The sequence below is a fragment of the Streptomyces sp. NPDC051662 genome (genome assembly GCF_040681655.1).
GTDB lineage: Bacteria > Actinomycetota > Actinomycetes > Streptomycetales > Streptomycetaceae > Streptomyces.
Genome location: NZ_JBFAZD010000001.1, coordinates 172,298 through 190,567, shown reverse-complemented (window position 1 = coordinate 190,567; position 18,270 = coordinate 172,298). Strand labels below are relative to the sequence as shown.

Sequence of the window (18,270 nt, the reverse complement as noted above, 5' to 3'; positions counted from 1 at the left end):
GGGGCGGGACCGGGCGCGTGAGCGGCCGTCGCCGGTCAGGCGGCTCGTTCCCGTACCACCTCGGCCGGATCCTTGTCGTCGCGCAGCCCGCGGAACCGGGGGTGGCGCAGCATCCCGTCCCGTGTCCATTCGGTGAACTCGATCTCGGCGACGAGTGAGGGGCGCGCCCAGTGCGGTGCGCGCTCGCGGACCGGGGTGACGAACGGCGAGTGGTCCACGGCCAGTTCGTCGAGCCGACGCCGCAGATTCAGCAGGGTGCGGCGGTCGTACCCCGTACCCGCCTTGCCCGCGTAGCGCAGCCGGCCGCCGTCGTAGTACCCGAGGAGCAGCGCCCCGAAGCCGACGCGCGAACCGGCTGGTTCCGTGAAGCCCCCGACGACGAACTCCTGGGCGCGCAGGCACTTGAGCTTCAGCCAGTCGGGGGACCGGCGTGGCTGGTAGCGGCCGGCGGCCCGTTTGGCGATCAGCCCCTCCCAGCCCCGGGCGCACGCCTCGTCGAGCAACTCCTGGCCGCCGTGGTTGCGGTGGGTGATGAAGCGCAGCGGGGGCCGGTGGACCAGGGCTCTGCGGAGCAGGGATTTACGTGAGCGCAGGGGGAGTCCGGTGACATCGGCGCCGTCGAGCCGCAGGAGGTCGAAGAGACAGTAGGTGACGGCGACTCCGGTGGCACGGGCCCGACGGGCGTCGGAGAGCCCCATCCGCTTCTGGAGCAGGGCGAAGTCGGTACGGCCGCCGGCGAAGGCGACGATCTCGCCGTCCACGGTGAAATCGGTCCGGTCCTGCGCGGCGAGGGCGTCCACGATCTCCGGATAGGTGCTGTTCAGCCGTACTCCATTGCGCGACAGCAGGCGTACACCGCCCGCGTCCCGCACCGCGAGCACCCGGACCCCGTCGAGTTTGCGCTCGAAGATCCACTCGTTGTCGAACTCCCGGCGGTCGCTCAGGGTCGCCAGCATCGGCCGGGACGCCAGCTCGACGCCCGGCCGCGCCTCGGTCAGCCGCCGGCGTTCGGCGGCCGGCAGCGTCTCCAGGAGACCGGCCCGCAGGGGACGGGCCCCGCCCGTGTCGTCGGCCGGGTCCGTGTCACTCATGGTCGCTCACGATCACTCATGGCGTCCTGCCTCCATGACGGCGTCGTTCCGGCAGGCCTCCGGGCCCCGGCCGGCCGCGCGGGCGCCCCTGAGTCCGAGCATCGGCGAGCGCTTCCCCATCGGCAACCGCGGTCACCGCCCGGTCCCGAGCGCTCCTGCCCGGGGACCCGGGGACAGGGCCGGACGGTACCGCCATGGGTCTCTTGGCCCCTGTCGGCGCGGATGGTCCGCGTGGTGCGGTGGTAGCGGGGCTTCGGGAGAGGAGGCGGGCATGCGCTTCGCCGACCGAACGACCGCCGGGATACAGCTCGCCGGAGAAGTGGCGAGGCTGCGGCTCCACGACCCTGTGGTGCTGGGGCTGCCGCGTGGCGGGATCCCCGTGGCGTACCAGGTGGCCCGGGCGCTCGGCGCGCCACTGGATGTCATCGCCGTACGCAAGCTCGGAGTGCCGTCCAGGCCCGAACTCGGGTTCGGCGCCATAGGAGAGGGCGGGGTACGCATCCTGAACGACGATGTGGTCAGGGCCGCCCGGCTCGGGCCGCGCGAGCGCGGCGCGGTGGAGCTGACCGAGCGGACCGCGCTGGAGGGGCGCCTTCGTGCCTACCGCGCGGAGCGACCGCCCACCGCGCTCACCGGGCGGACCGTGGTGATCGTCGACGACGGCATCGCCACCGGCTCCACCGCCTCCGCCGCCTGCCAGGTGGCGCGGGCACGCGGTGCGGCCCAGGTGGTGCTGGCCATACCCGTGGCCCCGCCCGGAGCGGTGGCGGAGCTGAGCGGGGAGGCCGACGAGGTGGTGTGCCTGTACTCGCCTGACTACTTCGGGTCGGTCGGCCAGTGGTACACGGACTTCTCCCAGACCAGCGACGCCGAGGTCATCGAGCTGCTCAACGACCTCCTGGCCTCCTCCGGGGGCGCCACCAAGAGCGCCATGGAGGGGAGTGGGGGTACGGAGGCAGGCGGCGGTCGCACGGATGACGCCCCGCCCGTCGGACCCGTCCCAGCCGGACCCGTCCCAGCCGGACCCGTCCTCGAACGGGAAGTCGAGATGACCGTCGACGGCCGCGGGCTGCCCGGAAATCTGACCCTGCCGGACGGTGCAACGGGCGTGGTGGTCTTCGCCCACGGCAGCGGCAGCAGCCGGCACAGTCCCCGTAACCGGTCGGTGGCCGCACGGCTGAACCGGGCGGGCCTCGGCACCCTGCTGTTCGACCTGCTCACCCCCGAGGAGGAACGCGACAGGGCCAATGTCTTCGACATCCCGCTGCTGGCCCGGCGGCTCACCCTGGTCACCGCGTGGCTGGCAGCCGAACACGCCCTGCCGGTCTGCTACTTCGGTGCCAGTACGGGCGCCGCGGCGGCGCTCCTGTCCGCCGCGGAACCGCACGCGGACATCAAGGCCGTGGTCTGCCGCGGTGGCCGTCCCGATCTGGCCGCCGAAGCGCTCGCCGACGTACGGGCACCCACCCTGCTCATCGTGGGCGGCGCCGATACGCAGGTGCTCGACCTGAACCGCCGGGCCGCCGAGCGTATGCGCTGCGAGCACCGTCTCGATGTGGTGCCGGGGGCGACCCATCTCTTCGAGGAGCCGGGCGCGCTCGAAGCCGTGGCGGATCTGGCCCGTGCGTGGCTCACGGAACATCTGTCCCCCAGTGCGCAGCGCGCCGGGCAATGAGCGCGAGTTCAGGAGGCCGGACCATGCGGACACCGGATCCACGGGACCCCGGGCACCACCGGAAGCGCCGGCCGGGACCACCGCGAACTGCCAGGAAGGACAATCCGCTGTGTCGGCCTGCCGACCGGCTGCGGGTCTTCGTCCATATGCTTCTGATCGTCGTACTGATCATTGGCCTCCCGCTCGCGGGATGGGGGGCAGGCACCCTCACCTATGACCACTACCAAGGGATCACACACGCCCAGAACCTGGAGAAGCACCAGGTCACGGCCCATCTGACGGCGAACGCGAGCCGTCTCGCACCGGGTGCGGTCCCAGGAGGCGCGGTGGGCAGCGCACCGGTCACCTGGACAGACGGGAGCGGGAAACACACCGGCAGGACCGTGGTGATCGAGGGGCAGAAGAAGGGGGCGGCCATCCGTGTCTGGGTGGACCGGTCCGACCGGATCACCCTGCCCCCGGAGAACTCGTCCGTGGGCCTCACCTCCGGAGTGACCGCGGGGATCGTGGCCGCGAGCACGGCCGCCGTACTCGTGAGCGGCGCGGCGGTGGGGTTCCACCGGTCGCTCGACCGTCGGCTCGACGCGCGGTGGGAGAAGGAATGGGCCGAGGTCGAGCCCAAGTGGTCGCACCGGAGCGACCGTTGAGACCCCGACGCCGAGACCCCGACGCGCACACCCCGACGCCGGAACCCCGACGCGCACAGCCCCCAGTGCCACAGGCCGGGCGTACGAGGAACACCACCGACCCCCGGGAGAGCCACCATGACGGACAGAACGACGGGCAGGACGACGGACGACGGGTTCCAGCCCGGGGGCCAGGTCCCGCACCGCGCCGACCTGGGCCGGCGGGTCCTGGCACGGCGGCAGGAACTGGGGCTGACGCGCGAGGACGTGGCCGTACGGGCGGGCTCGGCACCCGGCTACATCCAGTATCTGGAGGAGCACTCCGCGGCGCCGGGAATCGGTTTCCTGCTGCGCCTCGCCGACGCGCTGGAGACCACCGTCCCGGAGCTGACCGGCGCGACGACGGATCTCCCGCCCGGAATCGGCAGGGCCGGATACCACCCCGAGATGATCACGCTGAGCGCCGAGGAGTCCCGGACGCTGCTGTCCACCCACGGGGTGGGAAGAGTGGCGGTGACCCGGGAGGGCGAGCCCGCGATCTTTCCCGTGAACTACACGGTCGACGGTGAGCTGGTGGCGTACAGAACCGCTCCGGACGCCGCCCCGGCGGCAGCCGCCGGCCACGAGGTCGCCTTCGAGGTGGACCATATCGACGAGGCGTTCAGCCAGGGCTGGAGCGTTCTCGTGGTCGGTGCGGCACAGTCGGTCACCGAGGCCGAGCGGGTACGGCGGCTGGAGGAGCTGGCACACACCACCGCCTGGGCCGGGGGCGACCGGGGTCTGTGGATCGCCATCAGCCCCACGCAGGTCACCGGGCGCCGGATCCAGGTGCACCACGGCCACCGGGTCTGAGTCCTTCCGTCCGGGCCGTCCCCCCGGTCAGCGCTTACGGTGGAAGTGCGGCCGGTCAGCGGTTCGAGGCCCGGCCGCGACGGAGGGACCGTGGGCGACGACGGGAACAGATGGGCCGATGGTGCCCCGAGACGGCTGGACGTCCTCCCGGAGGAGTTGCAGGCCCAGCTCGACGCTGTCCAGCACGGGACGCCGCAGTCGATGCAGAGCCTGCTGGAAGCCGTCCTGTCGGTGGGGCGCGAGCTGGACCTGTCACAGGTGCTGCGGCACATCGTGGAAGCGGCGGTGGTGCTCGTGGACGCCGAGTACGGCGCGCTCGGCGTCATCGGCGAGGGGATGACGCTCTCCCGTTTCCTGCCCGTCGGCCTCACCCCGGACGAGATGGACGCCATCGGCCGGCTGCCCGAGGGCCATGGAATCCTGGGTGAGCTGATCCGTCACCCCGAGTCCCTGAGGCTCTCCGAGATCTCGGACCACCCGGAGTCATACGGGTTTCCGTCCAGCCATCCGCCCATGCACTCGTTCCTCGGAGTGCCGATCAGAGTGCGTGACACCGTGTTCGGCAACCTCTACCTCACCGAGAAGAGGGGCGGCGAGGACTTCGACGACGAGGACGAGACCGTCCTGTCCACCCTCGCCGTGGCCGCCGGGGTGGCCATCGAGAACGCGCGGCTGTACGAGAAGGCCCGGGACCGGCAGCACTGGCTGGAGGCCAACGCGGAGATCGTCGCGGGGCTGCTCTCCGGAGCGGACGAGACCCAGGTGCTTCCCCTGGTCGTCGATCACGCGCGCCGTATCCTCTCCGTCGACCTGGGGGCGCTGGCACTGCCGGACGAGACCGGGGACGTACTGCGGATCGCGTTCGCCACCGGAGTCGACGCCGAGGCACACAACGGACTGGTGCTGCCCCGGAAGGGCTCGTTCGTGGGGGCCGCCCTGCACGCGGGACAGCCGCTGATCAGCGTGGATGTCGAGATGGATCCGAGGAGCGCCGCCGGTCCCGTGCGGTGGGGCGGTCTGGGGCCCGCCGTCGCGGTGCCGATGGTCGCCCGGGACGGTGTGCGCGGGGTGCTGCTGCTGGCCAGGCTCCGGGGAAAGGTCCCGTTCACCGTGGCCGAGACGGCACCCCTGCTGGCCTTCGCCGGACAGGCGGCGCTCGCCATGGAACTCGCCGGGCGACGGCGCTCCGCCGAGCAGCTCACCCTGTTGGAGGACCGTGACCGGATCGCCCGCGATCTGCATGATCTGGCTATCCAGCGGCTCTTCGCCACCGGCATGACCCTCCAGAGCACCCTGCGGTTCGTGGACCATCCGGCGGCGCGCGAACGGCTGCTGCGCGCCGTGGACGATCTCGACGAGACCATCAAGATCATCCGCTCGACGATCTTCGGTCTGCGCGCCCATGACACGGGGCGTACCCGGCAGGGGCTACGGGTCCGCGCCACGGAGGTGGTCGAACAGGCCGTACGCGCTCTCGGCTTCACCCCGTCGCTGCGTATGGAGGGGCTCATCGACACGGATGTGCCATCGGCGGTCGCCGACCATGTCGTCGCCGTCCTGGGCGAGGCGCTGAGCAATGTCGCACGTCACGCGCGCGCCACCGGCGCGGAGGTGTCCCTCGTCGTCCGCGATCACCGGCTGACGCTGGCCGTCTCGGACAACGGGATCGGCATCGCACCGGACAGTCCCAGAAGCGGCCTGGACAACCTGGCCGGGAGGGCCGAGACCCTGGGCGGCCGGATGACGGTCGAAGCGGCTGGTCACCAGGGCGGCCAAGGCGGCACACGCCTCGTATGGACCGTGCCCGTCGACCCCTGCTGAACGCTCAGTGGCCTTCGCGGGTGGGGCCCGCGGAGTGCGGGGCGGCCTGGGTGGCGAGGACGGCGGCCTGGATCCGCCGTTCGACACCGAGCTTGGACAGCAGCCGCGAAATATGGTTCTTGACCGTCTTCTCGGAGAGATAGAGCCGCTCGCCGATCCGCCGGTTGGTCAGCCCCTCGCCGATCAGCCCGAGGATCTCGCGCTCGCGGGGGGACAGCCCGGACAGCGCGTCGGGCTCCCGCGGCTCCTCCGCCGTGTCCTCGCCACGCAGACTGCTCATCAGCCGGGCCGTCGTGGCCGGGTCGAGCATGGACCGGCCCGAGGCGACCGTACGCACGGCGTCCACCAGATCCGACCCCTTGATCTCCTTCAGCACATAGCCCGCCGCCCCGGCCATGATCGCGTCGAGCAGCGCGTCGTCGTCATCGAACGACGTGAGCATCAGACACGCCAGGCCGGGCATCCGCGACCGCAGCTCCCGGCAGACCGTGATCCCGTCACCGTCCGGCAGCCGTACGTCGAGAACGGCGACGTCGGGCCGGAGCGCCGGGCCCCTGGCCAGGGCGTGGTCCGTCGAGCCCGCGTCACCGACCACCTCGATGTCCGGCTCCGCGTCGAGCAGATCCCGCACCCCGCGCCTGACGACCTCGTGATCGTCGAGCAGAAACACCCGGATCGGCTGCCGCGCCGAGAAGTCCCGTGCCTTGTCCATGCCAGTCCTCCACGCCGTCGTGGGCCCGCGCCCCCTCCATCGTGGCGCCACCCCACCATCGTGGCGCGGGCTCCGGCGGGCGGACCAGGGCCGAACGGGGCCCGCGCATGGGCCGTCCAGGTCCCTCGGGGCTCCCTTCCCGGGCTCACCCGCCTCGCGCTCGCCCGTCAGGCGCCGGCGTCACGCTCCCGGTTCTCCGGACCATGAGTCGTGGGCGGCGACACGGGGAGAGTCACCGTGAACACGGTGCGCCCGGGGGCGCTCTCCACACCGACCGTGCCGCCGTGCGCGGAGACCACCGCGTACACGATGGCGAGCCCCAGTCCCGTGCTGCCCGCCGCGCGCGAGCGGCTGATGTCCGCGCGTACGAAACGGCCGAAGATCTCGGGCTGGAGTTCTTCGGGGATGCCGGGGCCGTCGTCCGCCACGCTCAGCCGGATGCCGTCCTCGTCGGGCGTCAGCCGGACGGTCACCCGCGTACCGGAGGGTGTGTGCGAGCGGGCGTTGGCGAGGAGGTTGCCGACGGCCTGGTGCAGCCGGTGCTCGTCGCCTGTGACGGTCACGGCCTCCTCCGGCAGATCGAGCAGCCACCGGTGGCCGGGTCCGGTGGCCCGCGCGTCGTCCGTCGCGTCGAGTACCAGCCGCGTGAGGTCCACGGGCCCGCGCTCAAGGGCCCGTCCCGCATCGATACGGGCCAGCAGCAGGAGGTCGTCCACCATGCGGCTCATCCGCACCGACTCGGACTGGATACGGTCGAGCGCCCGCCGGACCTCGGCCGGTACGGGGCCCTTGTGCCGGAGCGCGAGCTCCGCGTGGCCGCGGATGTTGGCCACGGGCGTGCGCAGTTCATGGCTGGCGTCCGCGGCGAAGTGGCGCAGACGTTCCTCACTGGCCTGCCGTCGCTCCAGGGCGTTGCCGACATGGCCGAGCATGCGGTTGAGCGCGGTTCCGACCTGACCCACCTCGGTGTGCGGGTCCGTGACCGGTACGGGTTCCGGCATGGCGACCTCGCCGCTGGCGAGGGGGCGCTGGGCCACGTTCGCCGCGGTGCTGGTCACCCGGCGCAGCGGGCGCAGCGACAGCCGTACCCACAGCGCCGCCAGGGTGCCGGTGACGATCAGGGCCGCGCCGAAGACCGCTCCCTCCACCCACTCCAGCCGGTGCAGGGTTTCCTCGACGGGGCGCAGCGGCAGTCCGGTGATCAGCACATCGCCGTCGTCGCCCTTGAAGGCGGCGAGCCGGTAGTGCCCCAGCGCGGACAGCCGGAGCGTATGACCCTCTCCGTCGATGGGCAGCTCGGCGAGCGCCCGCCGGTCGCCCGTGGTGAGCCGTACCTCCGAGACGTCGCCCTCTCTCCTGACGACGGCCGCCTGGGTGGTCGTGCCCCGCAGCAGGCGGGCCCCGAAGGTGCCCTTCGACTGGCCGCGGGTGTCGGGGCGGTTGTCGCTGTCCGGAGTGGCCTCGTGTTCCAGGCTCGCCGCGAACTTTCCCCCGGACGCGGAGAGCTGCTGGTCGAGGCGGCGGACGAGGAAGCCTTCGAGTGCGAAGGCCGTGGTGACGCCCACCGCCAGGCAGGCCAGGGCGAGCAGCACGACGAGCCCGGCGGTCAGCTGACCGCGCAGAGTACGCGGCGGCAGGGAGACGTTCGACAGCGACCGTCGCGGGGGAGAGGCCATCAGGACTCCGGCTTGAGTACGTAGCCCACGCCGCGCACGGTGTGGATCATCGCGGGGCGCCCCGCGTCGATCTTCTTGCGCAGATAGCTGATGTACAGCTCGACGACGTGCGCGCGGCCACCGAAGTCGTAGGACCAGACCCGGTCGAGGATCTGCGCCTTCGACAGCACCCTGCGGGGGTTGCGCATCAGGAACCTGAGCAGTTCGAACTCCGTGCGGGACAGCTCGACGAGATCGCCGCCCCGCGTGACCTCCCGGGCCTCCTCGTCCATCACCAGGTCCCCCACGACCAGGAGCCGGTCACCGTCCGTCTCGCGCGCCATGCCGGCCCGCCGCAGCAGTCCGCGCAGCCGGGCCAGTACCTCCTCCAGGCTGAAGGGCTTGGTGACATAGTCGTCGCCGCCCGCGGTGATCCCGGCGATCCGGTCCTCGACGGAGTCGCGCGCGGTCAGGAACAGGACACACACGTGCTCCAGCTCCCCGCGCAGCCGGTGCAGCACCCCCAGACCGTCCATGTCGGGCAGCATCCAGTCCAGGATGACGGCGTGCGGACGGAACGCGCGGGCGACGGCGACCGCCGAGGTGCCGTCGGCGGCGGTGCGCACATCCCAGCCCTCGCCCGTCAGCACGCCGGCGAGGACCTCGGTGAGATCCGGCTCGTCATCGACGACGAGGACTCGCACCGGGCCGCCGTCGCTGCCGTACAGACGGGGCGGGTGGCTGTGGTTGTCCATGGTCCGTACAGCATCCCCCGTGCCACGGAGCAGGTGGCTCAGGGCTCGCTCTGAGTTTCCTCTGAATATGCCCGGAGCGCGTCCACTCAGAAGGTCCTCAGAGGTTGGGTTGCCAGGCTGGGCGGTCACCGGCGGGAACGACGGCCGGTGGCCCACCGGCGAAATGAGGGCCCATGACCAGCGCGACCCACGCGCGCCGCACCACGGAACGCGCGCTGCCGCGGCGGCCACGTTCGGCCGTCCCCGCGGTGACGCTGGGAGCCATCTGGATCGGCGCCGCCGGTGTCCTCGCCCTGTGGTGGAGTGATACCGCGTCGGTCGTGGGCGCGGGCGAGTGGCTGACCGACGCGGGCCGGATCACCGGACTCCTGGCGGGTTACGCCTGTGCCGTTCTCGTCGCCCTGATGGCCCGGATACCGCTCCTTGACCACAGCGTCGGCAGCGACCGGCTCGCGCGCTGGCACGCGATGGGCGGGCGGTACACCATCTCACTCGTACTCGCCCACACCCTGCTGATCATCTGGGGCTACTCCCTCACCGCACACTCCGGCGTGGTGGACCAGACGACCACACTCCTGCGCGCCTACCCGGACATGCTCAAGGCCACCGCCGCGTTCCTGCTCCTGGTGGGCACCGGATGCGTCTCGGCGCGGGCCGCGCGGCGCAGGATGCGTTACGAGGTCTGGCACTACCTGCACTTCGCCACCTATCTGGCCCTCTTCCTCGCCTTCTTCCACCAGCTGAGCAACGGCGCCGACTTCGTCGCCAACCGGCCGGCCCAGGCGGCCTGGTACACGCTGTATCTCGGAGTCGCCGCGCTCATCGGCTGGTACCGCTTCCTGGTCCCGGTACGGCGGGCGCTGCGCCACCGGCTGCGCGTCGCCGACCTCCGTTACGAGGCGCCGGGCGTCGTATCCGTCCATCTCGCCGGCGAGCGCCTGGACGAACTGGGCGCACGGCCGGGGCAGTTCTTCCGCTGGCGCTTCCTGGCACCGGGCCTGTGGTGGACCGCCAATCCGTACTCACTCTCCGCGCCGCCCCTCGCCCGCCGTCTCCGGATCACGGTGAAGGAAGCGGGCGGGCACAGCGCGGCGCTGGCGCGGCTGCGGCCGGGGACCCGGGTGTGGGCCGAGGGACCGTACGGCTCGCTCACCGCGGCCCGGAGCGCGTCGCGGAAGGTGTTGCTGCTGGCGGGCGGTGTCGGGATCACGCCGTTGAGGGCGTTGTTCGAGACGCTCCCGGGCGAGGTGACGCTGATCTACCGGGCCCGCCGCCCGGAGGACCTCGCCCTGCGCGGCGAACTCGACGCGATAGCCGCGGCCCCCGGCGCAGTCGTGCACTACGTGGTGGACGAACCGGCCGCGTACTTCTCGCCGCTGACGGCCCGTGCGCTGAGCCGGCTGGTGCCCGGTCTCGCCGCGCACGAGGTGTATCTGTGCGGCCCGCCCGGCATGACCGACGCCGCCACACACGCCCTGCGGGGCGCCGGTGTGCCGCGCCGTCACATCCATCACGAATCGTTCGAGTTCTGAGGAGAACACCGTGCGCAGAGCCGTTCTGACCGCCGCGTCGACCTGCTCCCTGGTCGTCCTCCTGCTCGCACTCAAGCCGCACCACACCACTCCGGCCTCCGTGCTCGGTGGCGGCACACCGCCGGCCGCGACAGCTCCGTCGCCGACTCGGTCCGCGCCCCCGGCGAACGGCGCGCGACCGGTCGACGGCACCTACACCGGTGACCCCGTCGACACCCAGTACGGGACGGTGCAGGTCGCCGCGACCGTCCGGGGCGGCGAACTCAGCGCGGTCAAGGTGCTCCAGGTGCCCTCCGGGTCCGGCCGCGACCAGCAGATCACCGCCTACGCGGTGCCACGTCTGACGCAAGAGGCGCTCACCGCCCACAGCGCGCACATCGACGCGGTCTCGGGCGCCAGTTACACCAGTCAGGGCTATACCCAGTCCCTGCAGAGCGCACTCGACAGGGCCGGTGTCTGATGGTCTCCGATCCAGGCAGGGAAACAGGCACGGATACAGCTAGGGATACGGGTACGGATACGGATACGGGTACGGGTTCGCGTTCGGGCACACGGCCCGGGCGTGGTGGATGGCGCCATGTCGAGCACGTGATGGGCACCGTCTTCTCGTTCGACATACGTGACCCGCACACACCCGCCATCGAGGTCGCACTGCGCGAGGCGGTGCGCTGGCTGCACCATGTCGACGAGGTGTACTCCACCTACCGGCCCGACAGCGTCATCTGCCGTCTCTCGCGCGGTGAGATCGGACTCGACGAGTGCTCCCCCGAGGTACGGGAGGTCCTCAACCTCTGCAAGCGGGCCGTACGGCACACCGGCGGCTGGTTCAGCCATCTCGCGGGCGGCGTCCTCGACCCGTCCGGGCTGGTCAAGGGGTGGTCCATCGAACGCGCGTCGCGCATCCTGCGCGAGGCGGGCGCGCACAACACCTCGGTCAACGGCGGCGGGGACCTGCAACTCGGCGGCGAGGCGGCGCCCGGCTCCCCGTGGCGCATCGGGATCGCGCACCCCCTGCGCCCCGGTGAGCTCTGCACCGTCGTCACCGGCCGCGGCCTGGCCATCGCCACCTCGGGCGAGACGGAACGCGGAGCCCATATCCTCAACCCCCACCACGGCACACCGGCGGTCGGCCCGGCGTCCGTCACGGTGGTCGGCGCCCGGCTCACCATGACCGACGCGTACGCGACCGCGGCCTTCGCCATGGGGGAGACCGCGCGGGACTGGCTGGAATCCCTCGACGGGTACGAGGGGTTCGCGGTGACACCGGACGGCGGGACATGGCGCACTAGCGGATTCCCCGGCGAGACGCCGTCGGCTACGCGCGCCGGGTTATCCGGGCGGTCGGCCGGGCCCTGTCAGACCCCATCCGTTCCGTGCTGATCCGTTCCGGTCCGTGCTGATCCGTTATGGCCCGTGCTGATCCGTCTCCGTGTTCAGGGCCCGGCTCCCGCTTGAGGGGGCGCCGTGGCCGGGGCACCCGGCCCCACCAGATCGCATTCGACATCGACGACCCCTTCGACGGCCCGCACCATACGGGCCGCCACCGGTACCAGCGCGGTGTCGCCGACGCGGCCCCTGAGCGTGACGACGCCGTCCGCCACGCTGACCCGCACCTCTTCTCCGGCCACCAGGAACAGGCGGTCGACCACCTCCGTGCGTACCTCCTGGGCCAGGTCCTCGTCGGACCGCAGGAACACCTTCAGCAGGTCGCGACGGCTGACGATCCCCCGGAGCATGCCCTCGCCGTCGACGACGGGCAGCCGCTTCAGCCTCCCCCGGACCATGGTCCGCGCCGCCCCGGCCAGCGGGGCGTCCTCCCGGACCGTGACCGCGGGCACGCTCATCAGCTCCTCGGCGGTCAGCGCGCCGGCCTTCCGCAGATCGTCGAGACGGCGCAGCTGCTCCAGACGGCTCGGGTCCGCGTCCCGGAACTCCTCCTTGGGCAGCAGATCGGCTTCCGACACCACCCCGACCACGCGCCCGTCGCCCGTCAGCACGGGCACGGCGCTCACTTTCCACCGCGCCATGGTCGCCACGATCTCCTTGAACCCGGCCCGCGGGCTCACCGCGACCACGGGGCGCGTCATCACCTCGCTCACGGTGTGCGGTGTGTGGTGCATGGTCCCTCCTGCGCTCCGGAATCCGGGCACGGCCGTGTCGAGGGCAGGGCCGTGCCGCCCCACGTCAAGCGTGGGCCCACCGGACGCGACGCTCCAAGGGCTGACCGGCCCTGACCCCCGTCCGAGCGGCCCCGCCCGCCCGCGAGAACACCGGGCCGGAGCGAACGGACCACAAGACTCTGGTCAGCGCCGGGTGGCCGCCCTGCGAAGGCCGTACGTGGCGGCGCCGAGCGCGAGTACCACCACTCCCCAGAGGACCGAGTCCGCCGGCAGCGCGAAGGCCAGTCCCAGGCAGCCGACCATGCCCACGACGGGCACGATCCTGGCGGGGCGCCCCTCGGCCGGGGTGAGCGTCCAGGCGGAGGCGTTGGCGACGGCGTAGTAGACCAGCACACCGAAGGACGAGAAACCGATCGCGCCGCGCACATCGACGGTGGCGGCCAGCACGGCGACGACCGCGCCGACCGCGAGTTCGGCGCGGTGCGGCACCTCGAAGCGCGGGTGGACGGCGGCCAGGGCGTGCGGCAGCTGGCGGTCACGGGCCATGGCCAGCGTGGTACGGGAGACACCCAGGATCAGCGCGAGCAGCGAGCCGAGCGCCGCCACCGCGGCCCCGGCCCGCACCACTGGGACCAGCCCGGGGGCCCCGGCGGCCCGCACCGCCTCGTCCAGTGGCGCGGCGGCCCCGGCCAGGCCGTCCGGCCCGAGCACCGAGAGGACCGCGAGGGCGACGGCCGCGTAGACGGCCAGTGTGATGCCCAGGGCGAGCGGGATCGCGCGGGGAATGGTCCGGGCCGGGTCGCGTACCTCCTCGCCGAGGGTGGCGATGCGCGCGTAGCCCGCGAACGCGAAGAAGAGCAGCCCCGCCGCTTGCGACACCCCGCCGAAGGTGGCGTCCGCGCCCAGGTCCAGCCGCGCGGACTCGGCCGTGCCACCGGTCAGACAGGCCGTGACCACGGCGGCCAGGACCGCCAGCACGACCGCGACGATGCCCCGTGTCAGCCACGCGGACTTCTGTACGCCGACATAGTTCACCGCGGTCAGCGCCACCACCGCGGCCACCGCGACCGCGTGCGCCTGGCCGGGCCACGCGTAGGCGCCGACCGTCAGGGCCATCGCCGCGCAGGAGGCGGTCTTGCCGACCACGAAGCCCCAGCCGGCCAGATAGCCCCAGAAGTCACCGAGGCGCTCGCGGCCGTAGACGTAGGTACCGCCCGACTTCGGATAGCGGGCGGCCAGTCGCGCCGAGGAGGTGGCGTTGCAGTACGCGACGACCGCGGCCACCGCCAGGCTCAGCAGCAGCCCGGACCCGGCCGCCGACGCGGCCGGCGCGAGCGCGGCGAAGATCCCCGCGCCGATCATCGCTCCGAGCCCGATCACCACGGCGTCGAACACACCCAGATGCCGCTTCAGCCCGCCCGCTCCGGCAGGTCCCGCCGACGTACCCATCACTCGCTCCTCGCACCCTCGTCGGACGACACTCCTCCACCGGCTGTCGGCGCACGCACGATATCGGCAGACGGGGCAGGGACAACCGGCGGAGTCCGCCTCGCCGCCCGGTGCGGCGGTCCCCGCTGGACTGGTCCGATTCCGCCGAGGTCTTCGCGATCGGCCCATGGCGCGGCCGAGGCGGCTGGTACACATGGACCATGACGTATCAGATCCCCCCGCCGGTACCGCACTTCGTCGGGCGGCGGCGCGAACAGGCCCTGGCCGCCACGGCTGTCGCGGAGCGGGACGGGGAGTCCCGCCCGCTGCTGTTCGCGCTGAGCGCGCTCGGCGGCACGGGGAAGACGGAGCTGGCGTTCCGGCTGGCCCGTACGCTGCGGCCACGCCACCCGGACGGGGTCCTCTATGTCGACCTCGACGACCTCAGGCGTGGCGGCGTGGTGGAGATCGGCGACGCTCTCGGGGATCTGCTCGGTTCACTCGGGGTGGAACCGGATTGGCTGAAGCCGTCGTTCAAGGCCCGGTGCAAGCAGTACTGGACGAAGACGGAAGGCAAGAGCCTCGTCATCGTCGTCGACAACGCGCGCTACGCGGCCGAGGTCGTACCGCTGCTGCCCGCGTCCGGCGACAGCGTGGTGATCGCCACAAGTCATGGGCCGCTGTACGACCTTGACAACGGCGCGGCGATCGATCTCGCCCTGCCCCCGCTGGATCCGCCCGATGCCATGGAGCTGCTGCGCAGTATCGCCGGCGACGCGCGGCTGGACGCGGAACCGGAGGCCACCGACCGGCTGATCCGTCTCTGCTGCGGTCTGCCCGCGGCCCTGCATGTCGCCGGCCGGTGGATCCGCAAGCACCGGCGCAGTCGTCTCCCGAGGCTGATCGACGAGCTCACCGACGAACTGCACGGGAAGGGGATCCCGATGGTGGAGGTGTTGTGGGACGCCGCCTATCGAGGGCTCGGCCCCGAGGCGGCGCTGCTCTACCGGATGCTGCCGAGCATCCCCGGGACATCCTTCACGCCCGAGGCGGCCACGGCGATCCTGGGCCGGGGACGGGACGCCGCGGACCGGGCGCTGGAGGAGCTGGAGACGGCCGGCTTACTCGACACCAGGGATGTGTCGGACACCGGCGACGACCGGAAACGCCTGCCCGAACTGCTGCGCGCACACGCGAGGCGCCGGGCCGACGACAGCACGGAGGAAGAGCGGGCCGAGTGGCGGCTGCGCATGGTGCGCTGGCTCCTGCGGCAGGCACAGCGCGCCGACCGGTACGCGGCGGGTACGCGCATGACCTTCGCGGACCCGGTCGAGCCCGTCGCCGGCGCCCCCGATGTCCGGTTCGAGGATGAGGAGGGCGCGGCACCCGGCGCGGCACCCGACGCGACAGTCGGGAAGGAACGGGCGTTTCGCTGGCTGGAGACCGAGCGTCACGCGCTGTACGACTGCGTGGACCTCGCCTACGCGCGCGGGTACGACACCGAGGCCGCGGCTTTCGGTGAGCCCCTGTGGACCCACTACCTCGACCACCCGCACTACGCCGACGGTATCGAGGCGTTCCGTACCGCCCTGGCCGCGGCTCAGCGGGCCGGACACATTCCGTTGACCGTACGGCTGCGCTGCCAACTGGCGCGCCCGCTGTGGAAGCGGGGAGAGTTCGCGGAGGCGGAGCGGGAGCTGGCCCGGGCGCTCACCGCGGCACGGTCCCTGGGTGAGTCCGACCGGTACCGCAAACTGGGCGCGTCGGTCGTCGAGTTCCACGGCATGCTGAGGTCGGCGCGTGGCGACTGGGCCGCGGCGGCGGCCGATTTCGAGGCATCGCGCGAGGTCCACCGGGCGATCGGCAATGAGTACGGCGTCATGCTGCAGACCTATCGGCTGGGCGAGGCCATCGCCGAACTCGGTCAACTGGACCGGGCCGCCGAGCTGTTGGCGGAGGCGCATACGCTGGCGAGGCGGCTCGGGCGCGCACGCCTCACGGCACGCGTCGGGTTCGCGCTGGGCGGTGTACTGCACCGTCTGGGCCGGCGCGGCGCGGCACACGAGCTGTACACGGCGGCGCTGGAGAGCGCGCGGGAGCGTGGCGCCGACCACGACGAGACGGGGATTCTGGACGCGCTCGCGCAGCTCGCCGAGGAGGAGGGGCGCGCGGCCGAGGCGCGGGGACACCGTGCGGAAGCCCGGGTGATCCGGCAGCGGAACGGCCTTGTCTAGAGCGTGAGTTGGTCCTCGTCCGAAGTGGTGGGGGAGAGCCGGACCGGGAAGAGCCGCCCCCCGATCCGGCAGTCGATCGCGACGGCGGTGGCATCGGCGGCGGAGGGTCCGGGACGCATGGCCAGCCACGCGTGGACGGCGCTCAGCACGGCGGCCGGATCGGCGTGCACGATCCGGTCGGTCTCCCGGCAGGGGGAGATACGGACGGTGAGCAACGCCCCGGAGCGGGTGCGCACCACACAGAGCGACGACGCCGACAGGACGACCGAGGCGGTGCGGCACCCCGGATAGCTGTCCAGAATGTCGGCGGTCCACCCGGCCACCGTTGGGACGGCGCGGTGCGGGGAGGCCCCGGGCGGCTCGGCCCTGCGGTAGAGCAGCCCCGCACTCTGCGCGTGCCGCTCACTGGCCATGCCGTGTTCAGCGGCGAGGTGATGCGCGGGCGCGTCCGTGTGAGCGGGATACCGCTCGACCCGCACCTCGGTGCCGCTGATGTGGACGCGTACCGCGAAGGCCGCCGGTACGCGGGCGGGCGGGGCGGGCGGCGGAAGGGGACGGGCGGTCGCCGGATCGGGCGGCGGGTCGAGTCCGAGCAGCCCGTACACCTCCTCGCGCAGCCGCTCCAGCGCGTGACCACGCTCGCGCTCGGCGAAGGCGGTATCCGCGAACGCGCGGGTGGCGTCGGGACGGTGCGCGTCGAGTGCGGCGTCCAGGGTGGTTTCGAACGCGGCTCCGAGATGGTCGGTCTGTGCCAGCCGCGGGCTGTGGCCGAGGAGTTCGGCCATCGGACTGCCGGGGATCAGCTCGTCGCCTCCGTCGTACGCGGCGATCACCGTACGGTCCAGAGCGGCGGCGTACAGAGCCGTTGAGCCATGATCGGTGATGACCGCGTCGGCGGCGACGAGCACCGCGGCCCACTCCTCGTACGGGCCGGCGAGAATCAGCCCGGCGTCGAGGGCGGGGGCAAGGCGTTCCGCGAGATCGAGGGCGCCTGTCCGGCTGCGCTCGTTGGGATGCACGATCAGTGCGGGCTGGTAGCGGTCATGGGGCAGTCGGACCGCGAGCTCGGCAGGGAGTCCCGGGCGCCGTGCGAGGAGCGACTCGGGGCCCCAGGTGGAGATGAGGACGATCAGCTTGCGGTCGCCGGTTCCGAGGGCCGCGCGATAGCGGTCGCGGTGGGAGACGGATGCGAGCAACCGATCCAGGGTGGGGTCACCGACCACCGCGCTCCGCCTCGCGGCGGACGGGCTGACGGCGGCCAGACGCGCGACCTGGCTGGGGTGGGCCAGTGCGTAGAGGGTGGACACGGGGCGACCGCCCGGCAGCACATAGGCCGGATCGAGACCGGAGGCGGAGTCGCCGGAGCCCTCGCCGCGGATGGTCTTGTTGAACCCCGCTCCATGCGGAAGCAGCACGCGGTCACCGCCCAGCAGACCGAGATCGCCCTTCGGGCTGGCGGCGAGGATCAGATCGAACGGGCGTCGGCACGCCTCGTCCCAGGGGACGGTACGGGCGTGCACCCGCTCGATGGCCGCCAGGGCGTCGACGTCGAAATCGGAGCCGGGGACGAGAGTGAAGAGCCGCCGGATCCGGTCGTCACCGGCGAAGACGGGGAGCACGTCGAGGAGCCGGTGCAGGGCGTTCGCCGACCGGGCGGCGAAGAGTACGTCGCCCGTCGCCCGTCGCCCGTCGCCCGTCGCCCGTCGCCCGTCGCCCGTCGCCCGTCGCCCGTCGCCCGTCGCCCGTCGCCCGTCGCCCGTCGCCCGTCG

At 72.4% G+C, this 18,270-nt stretch carries 15 protein-coding genes; 8 read left to right on the top strand and 7 right to left on the bottom strand.

The window, feature by feature from the left end; all coding sequences use genetic code 11:
- Positions 1-35: 35 nt before the first annotated feature.
- Positions 36-1,091 carry a non-homologous end-joining DNA ligase gene (ligD, locus tag AB0M67_RS00890; protein ID WP_365741138.1) on the bottom strand — a complete coding sequence of 352 codons (1,056 nt, stop codon included), beginning with the start codon at positions 1,089-1,091 and terminating at the stop codon, positions 36-38.
- Positions 1,092-1,362: 271 nt separating this feature from the next.
- On the opposite strand from ligD, the gene AB0M67_RS00885 reads away from it, so the two are divergent.
- The 4 genes from AB0M67_RS00885 (at position 1,363) to AB0M67_RS00870 (ending at position 6,065) form a co-directional block, all read left to right on the top strand.
- Positions 1,363-2,766 carry an alpha/beta family hydrolase gene (locus tag AB0M67_RS00885; protein WP_365741136.1) on the top strand — a complete coding sequence of 468 codons (1,404 nt, stop codon included), beginning with the start codon at positions 1,363-1,365 and terminating at the stop codon, positions 2,764-2,766.
- A 23-nt stretch (positions 2,767-2,789) separates the two neighbouring features.
- The gene (locus AB0M67_RS00880; RefSeq protein ID WP_365741134.1) at positions 2,790-3,413 is read left to right on the top strand and encodes a hypothetical protein; all 624 of its coding nucleotides are present in this window, start codon (positions 2,790-2,792) and stop codon (positions 3,411-3,413) included.
- 117 nt (positions 3,414-3,530) lie between these two features.
- Entirely contained in the window at positions 3,531-4,244 is a 714-nt protein-coding gene (locus AB0M67_RS00875) for a pyridoxamine 5'-phosphate oxidase family protein (RefSeq protein ID WP_365741132.1), read from the top strand.
- 90 nt (positions 4,245-4,334) lie between these two features.
- A complete protein-coding gene (locus tag AB0M67_RS00870; protein WP_365741130.1) occupies positions 4,335-6,065 on the top strand; it encodes a GAF domain-containing protein in 1,731 nt (576 codons plus the stop codon).
- Between the two features lie 4 nt (positions 6,066-6,069).
- Here AB0M67_RS00870 and AB0M67_RS00865 read toward each other — a convergent pair whose 3' ends face one another.
- From AB0M67_RS00865 to AB0M67_RS00855, 3 genes are all read right to left on the bottom strand, one after another.
- Positions 6,070-6,777 carry a response regulator transcription factor gene (locus tag AB0M67_RS00865; RefSeq protein ID WP_365741128.1) on the bottom strand — a complete coding sequence of 236 codons (708 nt, stop codon included), beginning with the start codon at positions 6,775-6,777 and terminating at the stop codon, positions 6,070-6,072.
- A gap of 167 nt (positions 6,778-6,944) precedes the next feature.
- The gene (locus AB0M67_RS00860) at positions 6,945-8,453 is read right to left on the bottom strand and encodes a HAMP domain-containing sensor histidine kinase (RefSeq protein WP_365741126.1); all 1,509 of its coding nucleotides are present in this window, start codon (positions 8,451-8,453) and stop codon (positions 6,945-6,947) included.
- Positions 8,453-9,187 carry a response regulator transcription factor gene (locus tag AB0M67_RS00855; protein WP_365741124.1) on the bottom strand — a complete coding sequence of 245 codons (735 nt, stop codon included), beginning with the start codon at positions 9,185-9,187 and terminating at the stop codon, positions 8,453-8,455. Before AB0M67_RS00855 ends, AB0M67_RS00860 begins: the two co-directional genes overlap by 1 nt.
- 173 nt (positions 9,188-9,360) lie before the next feature.
- Between AB0M67_RS00855 and AB0M67_RS00850 the strand changes: the two genes are divergently transcribed.
- The 3 genes from AB0M67_RS00850 to AB0M67_RS00840 all read left to right on the top strand — a co-directional run bounded on the left by AB0M67_RS00850 (position 9,361) and on the right by AB0M67_RS00840 (position 12,099).
- Positions 9,361-10,719, top strand: coding sequence for a ferredoxin reductase family protein (locus AB0M67_RS00850; RefSeq protein ID WP_365741122.1), 1,359 nt, complete (start codon positions 9,361-9,363; stop codon positions 10,717-10,719).
- 10 nt (positions 10,720-10,729) lie between these two features.
- Positions 10,730-11,179: an FMN-binding protein gene (locus tag AB0M67_RS00845; RefSeq protein ID WP_365741120.1), complete on the top strand. Its 450-nt coding sequence runs from the start codon at positions 10,730-10,732 to the stop codon at positions 11,177-11,179.
- Between the two features lie 131 nt (positions 11,180-11,310).
- Complete coding sequence (locus AB0M67_RS00840; RefSeq protein WP_365741117.1) at positions 11,311-12,099, top strand: FAD:protein FMN transferase; 789 nt, start codon at positions 11,311-11,313, stop codon at positions 12,097-12,099.
- Positions 12,100-12,152: 53 nt separating this feature from the next.
- Here AB0M67_RS00840 and AB0M67_RS00835 read toward each other — a convergent pair whose 3' ends face one another.
- Complete coding sequence (locus AB0M67_RS00835; protein ID WP_365741115.1) at positions 12,153-12,839, bottom strand: CBS domain-containing protein; 687 nt, start codon at positions 12,837-12,839, stop codon at positions 12,153-12,155.
- Positions 12,840-13,022: 183 nt separating this feature from the next.
- Complete coding sequence (locus AB0M67_RS00830) at positions 13,023-14,288, bottom strand: APC family permease (RefSeq protein WP_365741113.1); 1,266 nt, start codon at positions 14,286-14,288, stop codon at positions 13,023-13,025.
- Between the two features lie 200 nt (positions 14,289-14,488).
- On the opposite strand from AB0M67_RS00830, the gene AB0M67_RS00825 reads away from it, so the two are divergent.
- On the top strand, positions 14,489-16,501 hold the full coding sequence (locus AB0M67_RS00825) for a tetratricopeptide repeat protein (protein ID WP_365741111.1): 2,013 nt from the start codon (positions 14,489-14,491) through the stop codon (positions 16,499-16,501).
- On the opposite strand, the gene AB0M67_RS00820 is transcribed toward AB0M67_RS00825, so the two are convergent.
- Positions 16,498-18,270: hypothetical protein (locus AB0M67_RS00820; protein WP_365741109.1), on the bottom strand; the 1,773-nt coding region annotated here is incomplete at its 5' end. The genes AB0M67_RS00825 and AB0M67_RS00820 overlap by 4 nt on opposite strands.